18 protein-coding genes and 2 riboswitches are annotated in these 21,508 nt (G+C 37.5%); of the genes, 5 read left to right on the plus strand and 13 right to left on the minus strand.

Annotated elements, in window-relative coordinates; genetic code table 11:
- Window positions 1-60: 60 nt before the first annotated feature.
- The 6 genes from metH to MHB39_RS20230 all read right to left on the minus strand — a co-directional run bounded on the left by metH (window position 61) and on the right by MHB39_RS20230 (window position 12,118).
- A complete protein-coding gene (gene metH / locus MHB39_RS20205; RefSeq protein WP_342545132.1) occupies window positions 61-3,492 on the minus strand; it encodes a methionine synthase in 3,432 nt (1,143 codons plus the stop codon).
- The gene (locus tag MHB39_RS20210) at window positions 3,485-5,332 is read right to left on the minus strand and encodes a bifunctional homocysteine S-methyltransferase/methylenetetrahydrofolate reductase (RefSeq protein WP_333005903.1); all 1,848 of its coding nucleotides are present in this window, start codon (window positions 5,330-5,332) and stop codon (window positions 3,485-3,487) included. The genes metH and MHB39_RS20210 overlap by 8 nt, the downstream gene beginning before the upstream one ends.
- Window positions 5,333-5,421: 89 nt before the next feature.
- Window positions 5,422-5,522: riboswitch (SAM riboswitch) on the minus strand.
- Between the two features lie 99 nt (window positions 5,523-5,621).
- Window positions 5,622-7,016, minus strand: a complete 1,395-nt coding sequence (locus tag MHB39_RS20215; RefSeq protein WP_016993698.1) for a protoporphyrinogen oxidase — start codon at window positions 7,014-7,016, stop codon at window positions 5,622-5,624.
- 808 nt (window positions 7,017-7,824) lie between these two features.
- On the minus strand, window positions 7,825-9,117 hold the full coding sequence (locus MHB39_RS20220; protein ID WP_016993699.1) for a globin-coupled sensor protein: 1,293 nt from the start codon (window positions 9,115-9,117) through the stop codon (window positions 7,825-7,827).
- A gap of 625 nt (window positions 9,118-9,742) precedes the next feature.
- On the minus strand, window positions 9,743-11,029 hold the full coding sequence (locus MHB39_RS20225) for a tetratricopeptide repeat protein (RefSeq protein WP_258859695.1): 1,287 nt from the start codon (window positions 11,027-11,029) through the stop codon (window positions 9,743-9,745).
- Window positions 11,030-11,101: 72 nt separating this feature from the next.
- Complete coding sequence (locus tag MHB39_RS20230; protein ID WP_036076030.1) at window positions 11,102-12,118, minus strand: YdcF family protein; 1,017 nt, start codon at window positions 12,116-12,118, stop codon at window positions 11,102-11,104.
- 184 nt (window positions 12,119-12,302) lie between these two features.
- Between MHB39_RS20230 and MHB39_RS20235 the strand changes: the two genes are divergently transcribed.
- A complete protein-coding gene (locus MHB39_RS20235; protein ID WP_312126767.1) occupies window positions 12,303-12,767 on the plus strand; it encodes a hypothetical protein in 465 nt (154 codons plus the stop codon).
- A complete protein-coding gene (locus tag MHB39_RS20240; RefSeq protein ID WP_004224435.1) occupies window positions 12,755-13,042 on the plus strand; it encodes a DUF2653 family protein in 288 nt (95 codons plus the stop codon). The genes MHB39_RS20235 and MHB39_RS20240 overlap by 13 nt, the downstream gene beginning before the upstream one ends.
- A 48-nt stretch (window positions 13,043-13,090) precedes the next feature.
- On the opposite strand, the gene MHB39_RS20245 is transcribed toward MHB39_RS20240, so the two are convergent.
- The 4 genes from MHB39_RS20245 to MHB39_RS20260 form a co-directional block, all read right to left on the minus strand.
- Window positions 13,091-13,459, minus strand: coding sequence for an ion channel (locus tag MHB39_RS20245; protein ID WP_026023450.1), 369 nt, complete (start codon window positions 13,457-13,459; stop codon window positions 13,091-13,093).
- Between the two features lie 106 nt (window positions 13,460-13,565).
- Complete coding sequence (locus tag MHB39_RS20250; protein ID WP_342545138.1) at window positions 13,566-15,191, minus strand: S-layer homology domain-containing protein; 1,626 nt, start codon at window positions 15,189-15,191, stop codon at window positions 13,566-13,568.
- 109 nt (window positions 15,192-15,300) lie between these two features.
- Window positions 15,301-16,467 carry an endonuclease Q family protein gene (locus MHB39_RS20255; protein WP_342545140.1) on the minus strand — a complete coding sequence of 389 codons (1,167 nt, stop codon included), beginning with the start codon at window positions 16,465-16,467 and terminating at the stop codon, window positions 15,301-15,303.
- Window positions 16,468-16,538: 71 nt separating this feature from the next.
- Entirely contained in the window at window positions 16,539-16,709 is a 171-nt protein-coding gene (locus tag MHB39_RS20260; RefSeq protein WP_342545142.1) for a hypothetical protein, read from the minus strand.
- 190 nt (window positions 16,710-16,899) lie between these two features.
- On the opposite strand from MHB39_RS20260, the gene MHB39_RS20265 reads away from it, so the two are divergent.
- From MHB39_RS20265 to MHB39_RS20275, 3 genes are all read left to right on the plus strand, one after another.
- Window positions 16,900-17,478 (plus strand): TetR family transcriptional regulator, encoded by a 579-nt coding sequence (locus MHB39_RS20265; RefSeq protein ID WP_333005897.1) that lies wholly within the window; start codon window positions 16,900-16,902, stop codon window positions 17,476-17,478.
- 74 nt (window positions 17,479-17,552) lie between these two features.
- A complete protein-coding gene (locus MHB39_RS20270) occupies window positions 17,553-17,906 on the plus strand; it encodes an SMR family transporter (protein WP_016993707.1) in 354 nt (117 codons plus the stop codon).
- Complete coding sequence (locus tag MHB39_RS20275) at window positions 17,906-18,220, plus strand: SMR family transporter (protein ID WP_016993708.1); 315 nt, start codon at window positions 17,906-17,908, stop codon at window positions 18,218-18,220. The genes MHB39_RS20270 and MHB39_RS20275 overlap by 1 nt, the downstream gene beginning before the upstream one ends.
- A gap of 82 nt (window positions 18,221-18,302) precedes the next feature.
- Here the strand turns inward: MHB39_RS20275 and dapF are convergent, their stop codons facing one another.
- From dapF to MHB39_RS20290, 3 genes are read right to left on the minus strand one after another with little or no spacing between them, the layout of a single operon-like run.
- Window positions 18,303-19,160 carry a diaminopimelate epimerase gene (dapF, locus tag MHB39_RS20280; protein ID WP_342545145.1) on the minus strand — a complete coding sequence of 286 codons (858 nt, stop codon included), beginning with the start codon at window positions 19,158-19,160 and terminating at the stop codon, window positions 18,303-18,305.
- 58 nt (window positions 19,161-19,218) lie between these two features.
- A complete protein-coding gene (locus MHB39_RS20285) occupies window positions 19,219-20,004 on the minus strand; it encodes a heme ABC transporter ATP-binding protein (protein ID WP_016993710.1) in 786 nt (261 codons plus the stop codon).
- A 5-nt stretch (window positions 20,005-20,009) separates the two neighbouring features.
- Complete coding sequence (locus tag MHB39_RS20290; protein ID WP_036076018.1) at window positions 20,010-21,056, minus strand: iron chelate uptake ABC transporter family permease subunit; 1,047 nt, start codon at window positions 21,054-21,056, stop codon at window positions 20,010-20,012.
- 145 nt (window positions 21,057-21,201) lie between these two features.
- Window positions 21,202-21,390, minus strand: a riboswitch (cobalamin riboswitch).
- Between the last annotated feature and the right edge of the window lie 118 nt (window positions 21,391-21,508).

Genomic DNA, 21,508 nt, shown 5'->3' on the forward strand with positions numbered 1-21,508 from the left:
AAAATTTCAACGGCTTTTTCAGCTCAAAGGTGGGTTTTGTCCCACCCTCTATTTTATGCCTTAAACATTGAAGTAGCGAGCATCAGGATGAGCAAAAACGATTGCAGATACAGATGCTTCTGGCTCCATCATAAAGCCTTCTGTAAGATGGACGCCAATATCCTCAGGTTTTAACAAGCCGAATAGTTTTTCTTGATCCTCCAAGTTAGGACATGCAGGATATCCGAATGAAAAGCGTTGACCCTGATATTTTGCAGCAAAACGATCTCTCATAGTGAAATCTGTTGCATCAGGGAAGCCCCATTGGTCACGAATTTCCTGATGCATACGTTCAGCAAAGCCCTCTGCTAATTCTAAAGCAGTCGATTGCAAGGCATGACTTTCAAGGAATTTCCCATCCTCTTTTAACTGGTGAGCTGTAGCCATTACTCCTTGACCTGCTGTTACAACCATAAGCGCAATATAGTCCATTTCACCGCTCTCTACCGTTTTTAAGAAATCTGCAAGACATAAAAATGGTTCCACCTGCTGACGAGGGAAGGTAAAACGTTCAATTTCCGTCTTACTATCAGCAGGATCATACACAACGACATCATCACCATCTGCTTGAGCAGGGAAAAATTGATACAAACCTGATGGCTTTAATAGATCACTTTTCAAATAATCATCTACTAAATCCTTTAGCTCTGTCGCTCTTGAATCACCTGCATCAAGCAATTGCTGAACCTGCCCTTTCAAGCCTAAATGGTGTCCCAATAAAGTACGCATATTAACATAAGGATATAAATGCGATACAGAATAGTCTTTTTTCACATGACGTCGTAAATCAGCTGGTAAAAATACAGGCGCTCCCTTTACTGTTCGTGCAGGCTTTATTGTTACCTCTTTTGCAGGACGAGCAGCTCGTTTTTCATCGGCCGCTAAACGTTTTTGACGGGATTCTTCAATTTCTGCTAAGAAATTTTCACGTGTCCCTTCACCCATTAATAGATTCGCTTGCTCTAAGCCTTGCATAGCATCCTTTGCATAAATAACAGGACCACCATATTCATCTGCAATTTTTGTTTCAGTAAAACGACGTGAAAGTGCAGCACCACCAACTAAAATAGGAACATCAATTCCCGCCTCTTTAAAATCCTGAGCAGTAATAACCATCTGTTGCGCTGATTTCACGAGTAAACCTGACAGCCCAATAAAATCAGGTTTTTCCTTACGAATCGCTTCAATCAATTGGGCAGGAGTTACTTTAATGCCCAAATCGACTACCTTATAGCCATTATTACTTAATATAATATCAACAAGGTTTTTCCCAATATCGTGAACATCACCTTTTACTGTAGCAAGTACCATTTTCCCTTTTCCAGCACTCTCTTCATCCTTCTCCATGAATTGCTCTAAATGAGCCACTGCGGCCTTCATCACACCTGCTGATTGTAAAACCTCTGCTACAATGAGTTGATTATCATTAAATAATCGACCTACCTCAGCCATGCCCTCCATTAAAGGACCATTAATTATATCAAGCGGCGCCTCGAAGATTTCCCGTGCAGCGTCTAAATCCTCAATTAGCCCTTCTTTTGTACCTTCTAATATATAGTAAGCTAAACGACCTTCAACCGTTTTTGGAATATCAGCTTCCGTTTTTTCCTTCTTTTTATCTCGATAAAAATCGGTAAACACTGCTAATGTTTCATCATTTGTATTAAAGAGCAGGTCATTTGCGAGTTTGATTTCCTCTTCAGGGATGGATGCATAACGCTCCAATTTCTCTGTATTAACAATGGCATAATCTAAGCCCGCCTGTGTACAATGATAGAGATAAACAGCATTCAGTACTTCACGACCAACAGGTGGTAAGCCAAATGAGATATTACTTACGCCAAGTACAGTCAATGTCTTCGGCAATTTTTCTTTGATGAGACGAATGCCTTCAATCGTTTCCAAAGCTGAACCAATATACTGCTCATCACCCGTTCCTACAGGGAACATTAATGGGTCGAAAATGATATCCTCTGGTGCAATTCCCCATTTCTCCGTTAAAAGTTGATAGGAGCGTTCGGCAATTTCAAGCTTTCGATGACGGTCAACCGCCATTCCCTTTTCATCTATCGTTCCAACAACTAATGATGCACCATATTTTTTCACAAGTGGTAATACTGCATCAAATCGTTCTTCACCATCCTCTAGATTAATAGAGTTAATGATGGCTTTCCCTTGGGAAAACTTTAATGCTTCCTCAATTACTTTTTCATCAGTTGAGTCAATCACAAGAGGCACCTTAACCTTTTTTACAACCTCCTGCATAAATCCACGTATATCGGCTAATTCATCACGATCAGGGTTGGCTAAACAAATATCGATAACATGTGCACCATTTTTAACTTGAGCACGTGCAATCTCTGCGGCCTCCTCAAACTTTCCATCAATGATTAAATTCTTAAATTTACGAGAGCCGATAACATTTGTTCTCTCCCCAATAAATAACGGACGCATAGAATCGTCATACAATAACGGTTCGATTCCTGATACCGCATGACCATGTGTTTTTTCTGGAACTCGACGAGGTTTTTCATCTTTTAAGACCTCACGAATGGCTGCAATATGAGCGGGTGTCGTCCCACAACATCCACCTACAATATTAAGCCAACCCTTTTCTGCAAAACCTTTTAATTTTTGTGATAGCGATTCTGGGGATTCATGATAACACCCTTCTTCATCTGGTAAGCCAGCATTCGGGTAACAGCTAATATAGCCTGTTGAAAGCTCTGCTAATGAACGAATGTGATCCGTCATAAACTCAGGTCCTGTCGCACAGTTTAGGCCAACAGATAATGGTTTAATATGCTCGATCGAAATATAAAAGGCATCGATCGTTTGCCCTGCAAGCGTTGTACCCATCGGCTCTATTGTTCCTGAAATCATGACGGGGAGTTCTTTTCCCGTTGATGCAAAAGCACGCTTTACGCCAAGTGTGCCTGCTTTGACATTGAGCATATCCTGACTTGTTTCTAATAACAGAACGTCGGCTCCTGCCTCAATTAATGCCTTTGCCTGTACATAGAAATTTTCCTCTAGCTCATCAAATGTAATACCACCAGTTACTGATAACGTTTTTGTTGTTGGCCCCATAGCCCCTGCAACAAAACGTGGCCAATCCGATGTTGAATAACGATCCACTGCTTGACGAGCAATTTCCACTGCACGCTTGTTAATTTCTTCGGCTTTTGCGCCAAGATCATATTCATTTAACACTAGAGGCGTCCCACCAAATGTATTAGTACAAATAATATCTGCGCCTGCCTCTAAGTATTTATGATGAATTTTTTCAATGACATCTGGTCTAGTAAGCACAAGATTTTCATTACAGCCATCTAGCTCCTCACCACCAAAATCTTCTGCTGATAAATTTTCGTTTTGTAGCATTGTTCCCATTGCGCCATCAAGAATTAAAATACGTTTCTCTAGTTGCTCTTCAATCGAGTGCTTAGCCATGTATACTTACTCCTTTTTTCTGTTCATCCAATTGCTCTATATATTTCATCAACTCTAGTGTCACATCGTAACGTAAAAATGGTGTAATAAGGTATATACCATTGAAGTATTGCGCAGCCACTTCAACTAATTCTTTAGCAATGGCAATCCCTTCCAATTTCGCTCGTTCCTTGTCTTCTCCACATACTTTCATTCTTGCCAAGGCATCTTCGGATAATTTGATACCTGGCACTTCATGATGTAAAAATTCAGCACTTTTATAACTCGTAACAGGCATAATGCCGATGTAAATAGGAGCTTGTAAATGCTTTGTTGCCTCATAAATTTCTACAATTTTTTCTTTCGTATACACTGGTTGAGAAATGAAGTAGTCTGCCCCATGCTCAATTTTCTTCTCTAAACGTGTCACAGCACGTTCTAACACACGGACGTTTGGATTAAATGCAGCAGCAACTGAAAAATTTGCTTTTTTACGAAGTGGTTTACCTGAGAAGGAAACCCCTTCATTTAACTGCTTAATTAATTGGATCAGCTCCATCGAAGATACATCATAAACACTTGTCGCACCTGGGAAGTCTCCCACTTTCGTTGGATCACCCGTAACAGCCAACACATCATGAATACCTAAAGCATTTAGACCCATTAAATGCGATTGAAGACCAATTAAGTTACGGTCTCGACATGTAATATGTGTTAGTGGGCGTACACCATGTGTACTCTTCAACAATGCTCCCATTGCAATATTGCTAATCCGTGGTGAGGCCAGTGAATTGTCTGCCATCATGACTACATCTGCACCTGCATCATACAATTGCTTTGCTCCTTCAAGGAATCCATCAATCTCTAAATGTCTAGGCGTATCCAACTCTACTATGACAGAGCGTTCACGTTTTACTTTTTCATGAAGAGGCTCATACTTTGGTGGCTCCGCTTCACGTACAATCTCAATCTTTTCAGGTTTCGCATGCTTCTCCTGAACCGGTGATAACTCTTCTAAATACTTCTTTGCTGCTGCAATATGTTTGGGTGTAGTACCACAGCAGCCCCCGATTAAACGTACACCTTGGTCACGTAATTCAACAGCTGCTCGACCAAAATAATCAGCTTCTGACTCATAAACGACACGTCCATCCTCTAAGTCAAGAAGTGACGCATTCGGATAGGCAGACATGAATGCCTTATTAGGAAGTTCTACACCTTCAAATGCTAGAATTGTATGGTGAGGACCTAGTCGACAATTGACGCCAACAATATCTGCACCGAGGGCTTCAAGCTCATGGAGAGCATTATTTAAAGACATCCCATTTTGTAAAACACCAGGCTCATGCATAGAAACTTGTGCAATAATTGGCAAATTTGTTTTTTCTCGTAGCATCTTTAAGGTTGCTGATAATTCTTCAAAATCATAATAGGTTTCGAGTAAAAGACCATCTGGATTCCCTGCCAGTAAGACACTTGCTTGTTCTTCAATAGTCGCTAATATTTCATCCAAGGTTGCATCACTTTTACGAATTCCCCGAATACCTCCAATTGTTCCTAAGACAAATTGACCGCCATCTGCCGCTGCTCGTTTTGCAATGGTAATAGCTGCTTCATTAAACTGTTGGACACGTGATTCTAATCCATAGCGAGCTAATTTGATGGCATTTGCACCGTACGTATTCGTTTGAATGATGTCAGCACCAGCCGCAATATATTCTCTATGAATCTTCTCAATTAACTCGGGTCTCTGAACATTCATTTCCTCATGGCAATACTCCAATCCATAGCCATATAGCACTGTGCCTATTGCACCGTCCGCTGTCAATACATGCGTTTTTAACTTTTCAAGCAATCCCATAAAACTAGCCTCTCTTCCTATGTCTCTATATAATAAAAAGCCCTCTTTCATAAAAAAAGAAGGCTTTAACGATTCATCATTGTTGTTCCTTCTCATCTTCGACTCAACGGTCTTCTGGATTTAGCACCTGACAATAAAGTTGGTTGCTGAAGCTTCAATGGGCCAGTCCCTCTGCTTCTCTTGATAAGAATTAAGTATGAATTTTTTAAATAATTAAAAGAATCATATCGTTTACTGACGAATGAGTCAAGACTATTTCACATAAGAAAGTTTTTTTCCACTTAAAACCTTAGAAATTGGCAAGTTCCTTTGCAAGCTCTTCACCAATTTTTTTCCCATTTTGAATGCAAGCACCAATACCTACGCCAAAATATGAGCACCCAGCAATGGATAAATTTGGATATTTTTCATGTAATTCATGTAGTAACCCTTGTAATGCTTCACGATGCGCTAGATCATATTTAGGCATTTGATCAATCCATTTTGTTACATTTACAACGGTTGGCTGTTCTTCTATTCCTAGGCTCTTTCTCACATCTTCTAAAGCAACTGCTGCCAATTCTTCATCCGTCATGGCACGTAGTTGCTCATAGGCTGGATTGATGCTCTTATAAAAGAGTCGCACAAGTAATTTATTTTCTTTCGATGTATGCTTCCATTTGCGACTAGTCCAAGTAGCTGCATTACAAGTAACGTCTGAATTATGGGAAACAATATAGCCCGTTCCATCTGCTGGTAATCTAGAGTCCGGCACATCAAAACCTAAATAAATAGTAATCGCTGACGCTGTCGTAAATTGGTCAAAATAGCGATTTAAAGATTCATCCTGTAGTAGATTTTGGACAGTATCGTTCGGTAATGCTAAAACGACATATTCTGACTCAATAATTTCACCATTGGCTAAGGAAATTGTATAGTTCTTATCTTGTTTTTTAACATTTAGAGTAGTAACGCCCTTGATGATTTCTACATCGGATAATGTTTGTTCAAGTCGATCAATTAAAGAAGATAAACCATTTTTAAAGGATATAAATTTTTTGTTCGCTGCTTTAACAAATTGCTCACGATTCGCATCAAAGCCTCTAATAATACTTCCATAATCATTCTTATAATCAATCAGATACGGTAAAGTAGAGCCAATAGAAAGCTGATGTAAATCTCCCGAATAAACACCTGCAAGGACTGGTGCAATTTGATTTTTCACCAGTTCCTCTCCTAAATAGTAAGTTAAAAATTCACCGATTGAACTTTCCTTTGTGAAGCGATCGTTAGGTAATGTTAAATCCTTCAACGCTTCTTTTTTCCCTTGCTCGGAAATGAGTGTACTTTCCTCTAAGGATGTCAAACTCATCGGTATTCCAAAAGTTGAATCTGCTGGAATAGCGTGTAACTCATTATTCGTATAAATATAAGAAATACCTGTTTCGTTGTAGACTAGTTCCGCTTCAAAATCAAGCTCCTGTACAAGTTCCATAACACCTTGGTGACGCGCTACAATAGAATCAGCACCTGTTTCCATGATGAAACCTTGTTCATGTGCCGAATATAATTTGCCTCCTAAATATGTATTTTTTTCTATAAGTACTAGACGAACATCTAAATTATGTTCCTTCACTTGACGTTGCAAATAATGCATTGTACATAGTCCTGTAATACCGCCGCCTAAAACAACAACTGTTTTCATAGTAACCGCCCCTATTATTCGTTCTTTCTACAGTATAATCTTTTTTTCACTGAAAATTACGTTAAACCCTTTACAAATTTAGCAAAAATAGAGCTATTTCATCAGCGAAATAGCCCTCCTTAGTGTTGAAAAACAAAACAGTCAATTGAAAGGTAGAAATGGATTTCCGTTGCAGGCTACTTGCTTTCCTGTGGGCGAGCGCCGAATCGCTCCTCCGCTACCGCTCCGTGCAGGGCTTCGCCTGTCTCGCTATCCCACGGGAGTCAAGTAGCCCTCCACTTCAACCCACTAACTTTTTAGCAAAGGTTTTCAAATAAAGTGAAGGTGCTCACTACTCTTTATGAAGAGGTGTTGTCACGCATCACTTCTCCACACTGAAAATAAGAGCTTATCCCCGCTAAGAATACAGATAATGGGCGATTTGATCGCTATGCTACTATGAAAAAAAAGTAAAGACACTTTGCAGAATGGTTGATTGGAGTGGAGCCAGCGTCACTCCTAGGGGATTTAGCGTCACAGAGGAGACCCTGGAACGAACGGAAGTGAGTGAAGCGGCTCCTCGGACGCCCCCTGGAAAGGACGCTGGCGGAACGGAAATCAACCCCTCACCCTGCAAAGTTGCCTTTTCTGCCGTTGACATCATCTTTTTTCAACAACATGTAGAGCTATTTCATCAGTGAAATAGCTCTCGCTTTCTGAATCTCTAAAAGATCCATCCTCTATTGCAATATTTACACAACAAACATTTTAATAGGTACTATAGTGTTTAATACTTCTAAAAATATAAATAGATGTAAATGTTAGTAGCCTATCCTTTTAAATTTTGCGCAAAGCTCGCTAATTTTTCTGCTGAATTCGTTACATCAGTAAATGAAGTGCCTAATTCACTTAATATGCCTACAATTGCTTGTATTTTCGTTGCCATACAATCATTTTGTTCTTTTGCTTCTGTCATAGCTCCCAAAATATTCGTAAATTGGCCTTCCGTTTGTAACATATTTTCCTCACCTGCTGCAACTTCATCTTGAATATTTGTCAAAGAATGCTCTAATTTTTCTGTTCGTTCACCCGTTTTTTTCAATAACAAAGCAACCGCTGTCACTGATTCTTTTGTCTGAATCGATAATTTACGCACTTCATCAGCCACTACACTAAAGCCCTTCCCCGCTTCACCAGCACGCGCTGCTTCAATTGCAGCATTCAAAGCCAATAGATTCGTTTGATTCGCAATATTGGTCACAACACTCATGATTGTTTCCATTTCCTTAGACATCCCTGATAATTGTTCAATATTTTCCTCTATATCGTGAAGAGAATGAATAATATTGAGCATATTTTGTGATTGATTTTTTAAACGTTCGCGACCCTCTAGTGCTTGATTTTCAGCTAATGTAGATACATCGAGTGACTTTTTGGCCAAATGTTTAATTTCGTCAGATTGCTTGCTTAAGCAGCAAAATGAATTATTTGTTTCCTGCGAAATTGTTGCAAGAGCTTCTGAAGAGTCTACAATCTGTCGTTCAATAACTTCTTTCTCATGCACCATTTTTTCCTTCAGTTGTTCGACAGTGTTTTCAAAAGCTTCTAAAACGAGTTGTTGCTCAAAATTACAAATTTTCGATATAGCTCTGATCGTATTAAATTGATCTTGTGGGAATTCTATATTTTTTTCGACCAAATCAATAAATGACATTGATAAATCTTGGAATGCACAGATATACCACTGTGTTCTAAGCCCAATGTGGACATGCACCTTTGCAATTTTCACACGCCTTTGATAATACAACTCATCAATGGTTCCGTTAAACATTTCAATAATATGCTGCCGTAATGTTATTTTAAGCTTTTCTACAGAACTATGATGACTGATAATATCTATCAAATGATGCTCTGTTCCTATCATGTTGTAAAAACGGTTTACGATGTGATCTACATTGTCCATAACTATTGGCTGGAAAGCTTTTAAATATTGTAAGTCTTTCTTCGTTAAGTTCAGCATTTCAATTTGCTTCGCCATTGATTGACGAGAGGACAAATCCATTTTCACTGTGTATTGCTGTAAATCCAATACCTTCGTCTTTCTCTGTTTTTGAAAAATCACACATCTTCCCTCTTTCATTCCGTTTACTTTCATCAGGCTGAGAAACATCAAATCCTTTTAACATATTGATGGATACACGAAAAAATACCGATAAAATCAGATTGACCAGATTTAATGGTCGCAACAGATAGTGCATTCCGTATGACGTACTTCCTCCAAAAGTATGTGCGTATCCCTTTGCTCAATTATCATAAGGTCATATGCTCTCAACAAACAGATATAGTCACTACATGACTAACAGTAAATTATTTACGTATGCTTCTTTTCAAAATCACTCATATACATTAATCATTTTATAAATGACTGTCAATCTTACATATACCATTATTTTACATAAAATGTATAAAAAGTCCTTGTTGTTAAATAAAGCGTAATAATCAATAAAAAAGCTACCACAATATTATTGGGTAGCTTTTTTAACCATTTTTTTGTTTATTATGCTTACTTGTTTTATATTTATTCTATTTTTTTATTGATCATCTTTAAATTTCACTATATTAATATTTTTCATTCTCAATCAACATCTATCTACATACCCATCACAGTAATCATTTTTAGACCAAAAGTTTCATTAACTATAGCTATATAAATAATTCTAAAAACCTATATTTTTTTAACACTAAATTTACAATCCTTTAAGTTCCTGTAATATTTTAGTCGCTTCTTCGGAGCCAGCATCTGCTGCAAGTCTATACCATTTAATAGCTTCTTTCAGATTTCTATCTATTCCTGGATCTTTATTAAAAATATGCCCTAACTGTAACTTGGCATCCACATCTCCTTGAAGTGCTGCCTGCTTAAACCAATGGATACCTTTTTCGATATTGCGTATTCCTGCCAGCCCGTTACTCCATATATAACCTAAGTCATAAAAAGCATCTACATGATATTGTTCCGCAGCTCTTTCATACCAAAATAGGCCACGATTGACATCTTTCGTTTTCCCTAAGCGCCCCTCTAAATAAATTCCGCCAAGTCGATATTGTGCTTCCACATACCCTGCCTCAGCGGATTTTTTATAGGCATTAAAAGCTTCTTCCGCATCTACCTCAACGCCTAACCCCTGCTCATACATAATTCCTAACGTAAACATTGCCTCTGCGACATTCTTTTGTGCAGCATAGTCAAACCATTTTTTTGCTAATGTATAATTCGTTGGTACGCCCTCACCATTAAAGTACATATCCGCTAAATTATTGGCAGCATCCGCATGTCCCTGCAAAGCCGCTTTTTCATAGTAGGAAAAGGCTAGGGAATAATTCTCCTCCACACCTATGCCCCCAAAGCAAAAATTCCCAAGCATATATTGAGCATCTGCATTTCCCTGGGCAGCAGCTAGCTCGAACCATTTCAATGATTTTTCAGGTTGAAAATGTTTACCCTCTCTAGAATTATAGTATTCTCCCAGTTGATATTGAGCATCCCCATCCTGCTCTTCAACCGCCTCTTTATACAAATCAATAATGAGCTCATGATCTAATTCCTCTTCATCTAAAATAGCGACTTGTTCCTCTTGATGACGAAAATACCACTCGACAATATCAAGCACATCATCCACTACTTCTATACTGTTTTTTAACTTTTCTAGCGAAGAAATTTGCCAAATGAGTATATAGATAGGCTGGGGGATAGCATCGCGCAAGACATCATCATATTCTGCTAACAGCGTTAATACATTTTCCTGAATCGATTGAGATTGCACTGTATGGACAATTTGCAAATGACGCTGTTGCTGTTCTTTTAATAACCCCCGTACTACTTGATACAATATCCTCTGCAAGGCTGTTAGGTTAACTTCAGCGAATGTAAGCAATTTTATATTTTGAGCAAACCACGGATCTTGAGTTTGTGTAAGACTTTGTAGGGTATTTATTCGTTCTTTATTTCGCTTGGCTAAAATTTGCTCGTACATTATTTTCCTCCCCTGCACACTATGTAAAAAAACTGTCTTACCACTATTATATGGAAGACAGTTGAAGTTTGGTTACACATATGCTCTCAATAGTAAGCCTACGAATAGCGTAATAATTAAAAAGACTGTGACATGGGTCCATTTATACATTACTAATAAACCTATAAATTCTCGTGTGAATGCATTAGGAACATAGTAAAATGCTGTCTTTGAGCCAATCCCCTCGGCATCTAGTGCTGCTTTCCTAGCATAAATACTTGCACGAAACACATGAAAATTATTCGTAACAAAAATGGAACGATAGTTCACCCCATGAGAATGGTGGTCCATTATTTGCTTTGAAAAGATCATATTTTGTTCTGTATTGGCTGAACGATCTTCAATAAGAATCTTGTCAGTTGGAATATGATGAACTTCTATTAAGTATTGTTTCATTGCAAATGCTTCAGATACCTTTTCATCATTCCCCTGACCACCGGAAACAATGATAAAAGGCTTCTTCTCATACTTTATATATTGCTTTACTGCTTCATCTAAACGACTTGCTAAAAGTGGAGGTACCCTATCGCCAATTAACCCTGAGCCTAATACAATGATGTAATTTGGTTCATAACGGATAGGTGTAAAATGATACAACGTTGAGTAAGCAAGGACACTCGTGTATAAGAACATGGTATAGCCAAAAATCAAAAACGCATAGAAGAAAAGAATATGCCAAAATACATTTTCAATTTGAATAAAAATGACGAATACATACCATATCATCATAATAACAAAACTTAGCCCCAATATGGCTAACATTAAATTATGAAATTTGCGCCCTTCCTTTTCCAATAATACTTTACTATTAAAAAACATGGCTATCGATAAAATAAACATAATACTTGGAAAGCTTCCTAATATAATAAATATCCCCATTTCGGAAATAATCCCCTGATCATTTGGCAGCAATAATGGATAATGAATAATAAGCGCTCTAATAATAAATATACCTATCAGGCCAAGGATTACCGCGTTGAGAAAGCGCCTTTTTTCTGTTAGGTAGAAAATGAAAAAAATGATGATGAAGATCGATAAAGTTAGTAGCATCTTTTCACTCCTTTCTTTTGCATAATTTATCCAATCATTACATCTGCCACTATTTGTCCATATTTTTTGGTATAGCTCAATTTTTGAAAGCGTTTGTTTTATTTTTTAATATAGTTCATGTAATATTACTATATAAGAACTAGTTTATGATTAGATTAAAAATTATATTGGAGGAATGTATGTAATGAAAAAAATTCTTGCCGCTCTTTTTGCAGCGACACTGATATTTTCGACTGTTGGTGCAACATTATTCATTTCTGATACGCCAACCGCAGAAGCTAAATCCTATAAATCGGGTAAAAAGGGCTTCTCTAACAATAATAATAGCTCGAATATCCAAAAATCGAAGGATACTACTAAAGATCAAAACAATGCAACAACAAATAAAAACAACTCAACATCTACTAGTAAAGCAGATACTACTAAAAAAGGTGGCTTTTTCTCAGGCGGTCTGATGAAGGGATTAATGCTTGGCGGACTTGCTGGATTATTATTCGGTAGTCTATTTAGTGGTATGGGCATACTGGGGAATATTTTAGGTTTACTTATTAATGTAGCAGCAATTGTTGTTATTGTGATGCTTGTGGTGAAGATAATGAATATGTTTAAAGATAAAAAGCGTAAAGAGGAAGCACAATGGCACAAATAATCAACGAACAAGATATTATTAATGCTATTTGCTTATCTCAAGCCTACTATCAAAACATTCGCCCCGAGGATGTTCTAGTTGAATTGACTTACGAGGATGATGCAGGCTTTGGGGCAGAGGTTGAAGTCAACGGACAAATCGAGGTGCTTAATACAGCAGCCATGATTGGTGCCTTACGTGTTTGGATCAAGGATGTTCTACATGGTGATCCATTCTCGACAGGGATTGAGCTTGTTTTAGATGACGAAGAAGGCATTATTGCCAAACTATCATAAAAAATAGCAGTACAATGAATCGTCCAAAAGATTCATTGTACTGCTATCTTACTTTTTCAAACGTTTTTTAACCTCTTCTTTTTCTTCTTCATTAAGAGAAAAATCTACGATAGAGCGTCCCAGCATTAATAACATGATAAACATTACTCCTGTACCAACAATCAAATAAATCATTGTAAATATTTTAGAATAAGTCGTTGTTGGATATAGTCCTGTTTCAACCCCTGTTGGAATCAAGCTTACTACAGCAAAATACATGGCATCCAACCAGTACCACCCTTCTGTCCCCTTGTAGAATAAAGTTCCTGATAGAATGATTAAAAACAGTGTAGTAAATAATGATAGGAACTGTGGACGTTTAAAGGCCCTCCACAAGCCTTTTAGTAATCTTTTAGCGGATAATATAAATGACAGCATCCCATTCTCCTTTATCTATGGACGTTCAACAGCATAGTTAGACTATACTTCGTTTTTTACGACAACGTCAAAAGGTAGAGGTGACAGTACCCCTACCTTTTAATTATTATTGAATGTATAGCTGACTTAGGTTTGTAAATATTTTAGCTGCTTGACCTCTTGTTGTGACAGCTTCAGGTGCAAATTTCCCTCCATTCCCTGTCACGATTCCTAACTCATAAAGCATTGTGATTGCATGTTTTGTTTCTGCATTATAGGAAGCGACATCTGAAAATGGCACATCGCCTTTTGCAATATATGGCTGATTAAATTGCTGTTCATAGGCGCGATGAATCATTACAGCTAATTGAGCACGTGTCACAGGCTGTCCAGGCTTAAATTTCCCATCTGTCCCTTTAATAAGACCATGTGCATATGCTGCCGCTATTTCGGACTGAGTTGTTGCATCATAATTTGCGATATCAGTAAATGGTGCTTTTTCTTCTGTAGTTAAGCCTAAACTTCTTACAAGAATAGCTGCAGCTTGTGCACGTGTTACACTGCTTTCAGGTCTAAATGTCCCATCTGTATAGCCATTCATTATACCTGTATTTGCAGCTTTTTGAATATACTCTTTTGCCCAGTGATTCTGTGTATCTGTAAAGCTAACTGTTCCTTTCGTAGTGAAAGTAACTGTAGGATTTTGAACACTTTCATTACCAGCAGCATCAATTGCTTTGATGGATACATTGTAGGTTGTATTTTCTAATAAATCTTTGAGCGTAATTTTAGTAGTATCAGCATTTAGTGTTGACGTTAATTTTCCATTCACATAGACATGGTAATTTGCCACGCCTACATTATCTGTCGCTTCTTGCCAGCTAACCTCAACAGTTGTACGATCTTTTACATCTACTCCAATGGCCTGCGTTACATCCCATAAAGAGCTTGTTTTAATAATTGGTAAAAATGCTTCTTTTGCTACCGCTAAATACCCAGCTTCACTTAAATGAATATTTTCAGGGTTTGGTAGATAGTTGGCAACATCCTTTGCAACAACATCATATGTAGGAACAAAAATAGCGCCCGCTTTTTCAGTAGTTGTTTTGATTGTTGAATTCAAGGTAGCTAATAACAGTTTAAATTGATTTTGTAAGCTCTCACTATAGTATGGGAAGGAATTATAATAACCCATCACATATACTTCAGCTTTTGGATTAATCTTTTTGATTTCCGATAGAATAGTAGCAATGTTCGATACAGCTTCTTTAGTAGCTTTTATAATAGCCACAGTGTCAATACCCGTTGCTTGAGATTCTTTTAATATTGGCAGTAAATCATTTGCCCCAGCTGTTAATGTGATGATTTCAGCTTCTTTTATAGAAGCTCGTAATTTTGCCTGCTCCTCTTTATAACCAAAACCAGTCACTGTTTTTGCTACATCATTTTGTAGATCCGCCAAAACATTTTTAGTTGTGTAGCCTGACATAGCAAAACCCTTATTAAAGGAAGTAAGGAAGCCGTCTTGCTGTAAAGCCTGTGCAATAAAATCGGTGTAGCCTAATCCAATTACACCTATTTCATTCATCCCATGTGCTAATGAATCACCAAGTGCTACATAATCGGTTTGTACAACCCAGCTTGGTGCTATATGGTCACCTTGTACCTCTTCTGCATTAGCTGCTACAGGTATAGCTAATTGCAAAGCCAATATACTTGAGGCTAAAAAACGAAATTTCTTCGATAATCGCATTTACTGTCTCCTCCGCTTATAAAATAATCATTGTTTTCACTATTTTACTAGAGGAGCGTTAAAAATAGGTTAAATTACACCAATCTTTTTGAAACTTTTCATTTTTTATCTAGTCAACCTGTATCTTTCCATAAATTCCACCTCCACCAACTTCAATAGCTAATTGACCCGTTCTCGCTAAATCGATTAATTGAGCTAGTTTATGTGGCACAATTTGCTCAAGCTGGTCTACTGTTACACGGTGCAAAATATTCATTTCTGTGCCAAATGCTTCGATTAAACGTTCCATCATTTTAGGACCAACACCTGGAATGAAATCAAGTGGTACCTGATGAATGTAAGGTGGTCTATTTCGCTTATTGGGAAAGTCTTCAGATAGCTCCTGTATACGGGTAGCTACTCCCTTTATAATTTGAGTACTCCCACATTGTGTACAAATGGTAGCTTCTTTACTTAGCTGTTTACTACATTTTGCACAAACTGTTTGATGATATTTGCCAAGAAGAGGATTTAGGCCATAATTGGCAATTACTGCTCGTCCATGCTGATCATGCAGAGCCATTTTTAATTCTGCAAAATTCGCTTCTGCTAATCGTAACTTTTGATACTCTCTTGCCAATTTCCCAAGCGAATGCGCATCAGAATTGCTAACGAATGTATATGCTTGTAATTCTTTAATATGACTTACCATATTTGTATCAGAGCTTAAACCTAATTCAATGCCATCGATAAGCTGCGGATCAAAGACTTCAGTTAAACTTCGACAAACCCCTTTGCCATACAAGCTTTTAAACGGTGTAAATACATGTGCCGGAATAAAAATACCTTCTAATTCATGCACCTTTTGCTGCAAAGTTTGGCCGTCACAATAAATGCGCTGTGAACTTAAATGGATATTTTTCATATGCTGTGACATCCAGTCTGAGAACTGCTTCATGAGCTCTAGTGTAGGAAAGTAAGCAAGCACATGAATAGGACCATGACAATGTTGATCATAAATTTCGATCTCCGATCCGGGAATCAAAGTTGTTTCCTGAAATTGCAGACCACCTTCTTTTAGTTCTTTCAGTTCTCCGCGTTCAATCATCTTCACCATTTCTTCGATTACTTCAGGGGAGTGACAATCAATGATCCCAATGATGTCTAATCCTTTTCTTGCACTAGCCGTCTCTAAAATTCGTGCTAATGTTAACGTTTTACTGCCAGTAATTTTCACAGCCCTTCCACTAGAAGTACGTCCAATATGAATATGTAAATCCGCATAGAATTCTTTCAATTCAAACACTCCTTTTAGTACGTCTATAAAATGAAAATACCTTACATTACTGCAAGGCATTTCTCACTTCATTATGATGGATGATTTGTAGTAGTGCTATTATTTGACTCAAAAGCGCCAGAACCCTGTGATGGTGTGGAGGAAGGATCATAGGCAACTAATGTTACACCAATCTTTTCTTCAAGTTCATTAATTTTTTTAAGTTGCTGCGTGTCTAATTGTGCAAACTTAATTTCGTTCATGTTCATCAATCCTTTCAATCTTAAAATTCCCCGAAATATAGAAAATATACTCCTTCGCATCATTGTGTTATTGGCTATTCAAATGAACATTGAATAACAAAAAATGACTGACTATCAGTCATTTTTATATTGACATTGTTTTTCTTATTCTGTAACATACTAAATAAGTAAGGCAAAAGTGAGGGATTGCATGTCAAAGGAAGAAAAAATCATTCAAGCCGCCATTGAGGTTTTCAGAGAAAAAGGTATTGAAAAAACAAAGGTTTCAGATATCGTTAAAGCTGCTGGGATCGCTCAAGGAACATTTTATCTTTATTTCCCATCACGCCTTTCTGTTATGCCTGCTATTGCAAAAAATATGGTAGAAAGAATTATCGCTACCTTAGATGAAGGTATTTCAAATCATAAGCCTTTTGAACAACAACTTGAAGAGGTTGTGGAAATGATTTTTTTAATCACGAAAGATTATGGAGATATCGTTGCACTTATTTATGCAGGTATTGCGCAAACTGAGCATTTAAAAGAATGGGAAAATATTTATGCACCTTATTATGACTGGATGAGGCATTTCTTATTATCTGGTCAGCAACAGGGAATGATACGTGATTCTATTGATCCAACGCGTTCTGCTAAACTGATGATTGGTCTAATTGAATCTGCTGCGGAACAAATTTATTTATTTGATGATAGTAAGGATGAAACAATGAAATTGCTCAAGCTTGAGCTTATCGACTTCCTATATCATGCACTTGGCCTACGTCACCCATAAAAGTGACGTTCTCTTTTACTTTAAAAATGACTGAATGTCAGTCATTTAATTGCCTAATAGAAAGGGTTTTAATTATGAAAAAAGAATGGATGTACGTCGTATTAACAAGTTTATTTGAATTGCTTTGGGTATTTGGCTTTAACGTAGCAAGCACATGGTGGCACTGGATAATTATTGTGACAATCATTGCTATAGATTTTCACTTCTTATCAAAGGCTTGTGAAAGCTTACCTACTGGAACAGTCTACGCTATTTTCGCCGGAGCAGGTGCAATCGGTACTACATTAATGGATATTTTCATTTTCGATGGTGAGTTTAATGCCATTAAAGGACTGTTTATGTTTATTTTAGTATTAGGTGTAATTGGTCTAAAGTTAGCAGATAATTCCGCTAAAGAGCAGGATCAAACGAAAGGAGCGAATGTATAATGGGTTGGATGTTTATTATCTTAGCTGCATTGTCTGAAATTATAGGTGTAATCGGCTTACGCTTTTATAGTCAGCATAAAACATTACGAAATTTAATTTTATATATTGGTGGTTTTGGTGTGTCCTTTGCCCTTTTATATGCATCCTTCAACTATTTACAGTTAAGTATTGCCTATGTTGTTTGGGTAGGAATTGGTACTGTTGGAGCTGTACTTGTAAATATCATTTTCTTTGGGGAATCCAAAAATCTATCACGTATTATCAGTATCCTAGCGATTATCATAGGTGTAGCAGGCTTAAAAGCAATATCTTAATGGTTCTACAATAAAGGACGCCTCAGATTTCAGAGTGGCGTCCTTTAATTTAATATAGCATTGCGAAAAAGTATTGGCGTAATTAAGATAAAAACTCATAAATTCCATCCGCAATAAATTCTGCAGGACCACGCATCCAGATATGGTCATTGTCAGCCCATCGTATGACTAAGTCACCACCACTAAGTTGGACTACTATCTCTTCTCCCTTCTGACAAAAACCATTTAATATAGCAGCCACTACCGCTGCACAAGCACCTGTTCCACATGCCTCTGTTATACCCGAACCTCGTTCCCAAACGCAGCATTTTAATGCCTTCTCATGAACAACCTCTACAAACTCAACATTGCAACGATAAGGAAATCTCATATCGTTTGCTATAATACCGCCTAATGTTCTTAATGATGCTTGCTCGATCGCATTCACAAAAACTACAGTATTCGGATTGCCCAAAAACAAAGCAGTTACCAAAAGAGATTGTTGGGGTAAAGGAAATATCTCATTGATGACAAGCTCATTTGGGTTTCCTAACATCGGAATGTCTTTGCGCAATAAAAGAGGTTTGCCCATATCGACAATCACTTCTATTACGCTATCATCTTGCACCACTACCTGTGCCAGCATAATACCCGATTTCGTTTCAATCGTAAGCTGCTCTTGTCGCACAATATGACGGTCAAAGATATACTTAGCAACACAGCGAAGACCGTTACCGCAATTTGTCGCCTCAGAGCCATCTTTATTAAAAATACGCATACCACAGTCAGCAGTGTTGGATGGCTGGATAATAATTAACCCATCTGAGCCTATACCTGTATGAACATTGGCTATTTTTTGAGCCAATTCACTAAAGATCTCTTCCTTATAATCATATTGGAAAAGATCAAGATAGATATAGCTGTTGCCAGTACCATGCATTTTCGTAAAAGCTATTTGCATACAGTCACTCCTTAAAGGATGTTTTATGTATTTAATAGAAGATCTTGCTTTTCTATATTTAGCTAAACTTTTTCGTGAATTGTTCAGGAACATATGTAAGATACGGCTTCCCTGTCATTGGATGTGTTTGAATATCCGCAAAAACACCAAATACATCTTGCAGCACTGTTGGCGTAAGCACTTCCTCTGGGGTACCATGACAAACGATTCGCCCTTGCTGTAAAACGTAAATTTGATCGCAATACATAGCAGCAATATTCAAATCATGTAAAGCAGCTACGACGGTTAAATGCAAGGTCTGAATTAAATCCATAAGTTGAAGTTGATGTTGAATATCTAAATGATTCGTTGGCTCATCTAATATTAATACCTGTGCTTGTTGAGCAAGTGCTCTTGCAACCATGACACGCTTTTTCTCGCCACCAGAAAGCGAACTAAAGCTTCGTTTCTCTAAATGCGATATGCCCGTTTGCCTTAGAGCATCTTTAACAATTTGAAAATCTTTCTCTTGATCAAGCTCTAATAGCTTTTTATGTGGCGTTCTTCCCATACTGACTAAATCATGCACAGTGAAATCAAATAATACGGGTGTCTCTTGGCTTACAACAGCCAAATTTTTCGCAATAGCTTTACTTGATTGCTTTAATATATCTTGCTCATTTAATACTACTTTACCGCTTTCAGGTTTTAGCAGACGATACATATTTTTTAACAATGTTGATTTTCCGCTCCCATTAGGACCTATTAATCCAACAAATTGCTTTTCTTTTATTTGAATGCTTACATCATGTAGTATACGCTGATCGTAAATGGAGAATGATACTTGTTTCGCTTCTAATGTCATTGAAATTAATCTCCTTCACCGAATGAATAGTTGTTACGACGGAGAAGCCAAATGAAAAATGGTCCTCCACAAAAAGCTGTAATAATACCAATTGGCATTTCCTGGGGAGCAATGATGATTCGAGCAAAGGCATCTGCCCACACTAAGAATATTCCACCTATTAAAGCACTAATAGGTATCACGTATTTATAATTTGAGCCCACAATTAATCGCACAATATGCGGAATAATCAATCCCACAAAACCTATAGAACCACTAACTGCGACAAGCACACCTGTTAATAGAGATACTAGTAGTATTAACTGAATACGGAATTGCTGAAGATTAACGCCTAATGTCACTGCCGCTTCTTCTCCCAGTAATAATAAATTTAAATTGCGATAATGTAGCCACAGTAGCCCAAAAACAACAAAGAATACGAAAGCTGGAATCACAATATTATTCCATTTGGCTCCAGCTAAACTACCTAGCATCCAAAACATAACAGCCTTTAAGGCTCCTTCTTGCTTTGACATCATTAAAATAAAATTAGAGATAGCCGTTAAGATAAAGGACACAGCCATGCCTGCCAATAGCAAGCGGAAAATAGAGACACGTCCCCCAACACGTGATAAGAAAAAAACAAGTACTATGGCAAGTAATGAACCAAGGAATGCGGATACTGAAAGAGCGTAAATACCTAAAAATGAAAAGGCTCCTAAAATAATCACAGAAGTAGCTCCGACAGCTGCACCTGAAGAAATCCCTAGAATATACGGGTCTGCTATGGAATTACGTACAAGTGCCTGAATGGCTGCGCCTGCAATGGCTAACCCCGCTCCTACTATAGCAGCTAGCAAAACACGAGGTGCTCTTATTTGCCAGATGATGATTTCCTGAGAGCGACTCCAATCTTGCTCAATCGCATTTTGTATAAAAGGTATTTTAGAAAGAATCACTTTCCAGACATATAACGGTGTAACTGAAACTGAGCCAACCATTACAGCAAAGGTCATTGAAACAATTAAAACCATGAAAAGTACGAAGGAAAATAACATAAATTTTTTATTCATCTGTTTTAATCTCCTACTGAATATTGATGAATGAAGCAATAAAAAAAGGTATCCCATGCGAAAGTGCGCATAGAAATACCCTAGATTAAACAAAGTCAGAAAAATATCCAGCTATTGTCCGTAATTGCTTGCATCCTCGTGGGCATTACAGGTATTACTAAATGGCAGGTCTCCTGGCTTCGATTCACTATCCTATAATTGCCTTCCCATTCTTAAACAGTGGCAAATCATATTATAGGATTCCTCGTTACAGTTGCGGGACAGCGTCGGACTTCCACCGACTTCCCTTTTAAGTGATATTCAAAAATATCACACCAATAGTATTTGAAGTTATAAAATTGTGACGATTCTATCATACATTTTTATAGATAGATAGTCTACTTCAAGCAATTGAGTTAACTTATACGAATTATAAAGTTGACACAAATGCTTTCGTCTTTTACACTAACAGT

The sequence above is a fragment of the Lysinibacillus sp. FSL K6-4013 genome (assembly GCF_038630435.1).
GTDB lineage: Bacteria > Bacillota > Bacilli > Bacillales_A > Planococcaceae > Lysinibacillus > Lysinibacillus boronitolerans.

Bases quoted from the DNA above. Each gene is read 5' to 3' on its own strand.
- metH (WP_342545132.1), bottom strand. From the start codon at position 3,492: ATGGCTAAGCACTCGATTGAAGAGCAACTAGAGAAACGTATTTTAATT.
- MHB39_RS20210 (WP_333005903.1), bottom strand. From the start codon at position 5,332: ATGGGATTGCTTGAAAAGTTAAAAACGCATGTATTGACAGCGGACGGT.
- MHB39_RS20215 (WP_016993698.1), bottom strand. From the start codon at position 7,016: ATGAAAACAGTTGTTGTTTTAGGCGGCGGTATTACAGGACTATGTACA.
- MHB39_RS20225 (WP_258859695.1), bottom strand. From the start codon at position 11,029: ATGTACGAGCAAATTTTAGCCAAGCGAAATAAAGAACGAATAAATACC.
- MHB39_RS20230 (WP_036076030.1), bottom strand. From the start codon at position 12,118: ATGCTACTAACTTTATCGATCTTCATCATCATTTTTTTCATTTTCTAC.
- MHB39_RS20235 (WP_312126767.1), top strand. From the start codon at position 12,303: ATGAAAAAAATTCTTGCCGCTCTTTTTGCAGCGACACTGATATTTTCG.
- MHB39_RS20240 (WP_004224435.1), top strand. From the start codon at position 12,755: ATGGCACAAATAATCAACGAACAAGATATTATTAATGCTATTTGCTTA.
- MHB39_RS20245 (WP_026023450.1), bottom strand. From the start codon at position 13,459: ATGCTGTCATTTATATTATCCGCTAAAAGATTACTAAAAGGCTTGTGG.
- MHB39_RS20250 (WP_342545138.1), bottom strand. From the start codon at position 15,191: ATGCGATTATCGAAGAAATTTCGTTTTTTAGCCTCAAGTATATTGGCT.
- MHB39_RS20260 (WP_342545142.1), bottom strand. From the start codon at position 16,709: ATGAACGAAATTAAGTTTGCACAATTAGACACGCAGCAACTTAAAAAA.
- MHB39_RS20265 (WP_333005897.1), top strand. From the start codon at position 16,900: ATGTCAAAGGAAGAAAAAATCATTCAAGCCGCCATTGAGGTTTTCAGA.
- MHB39_RS20270 (WP_016993707.1), top strand. From the start codon at position 17,553: ATGAAAAAAGAATGGATGTACGTCGTATTAACAAGTTTATTTGAATTG.
- MHB39_RS20275 (WP_016993708.1), top strand. From the start codon at position 17,906: ATGGGTTGGATGTTTATTATCTTAGCTGCATTGTCTGAAATTATAGGT.
- dapF (WP_342545145.1), bottom strand. From the start codon at position 19,160: ATGCAAATAGCTTTTACGAAAATGCATGGTACTGGCAACAGCTATATC.
- MHB39_RS20285 (WP_016993710.1), bottom strand. From the start codon at position 20,004: ATGACATTAGAAGCGAAACAAGTATCATTCTCCATTTACGATCAGCGT.
- MHB39_RS20290 (WP_036076018.1), bottom strand. From the start codon at position 21,056: ATGAATAAAAAATTTATGTTATTTTCCTTCGTACTTTTCATGGTTTTA.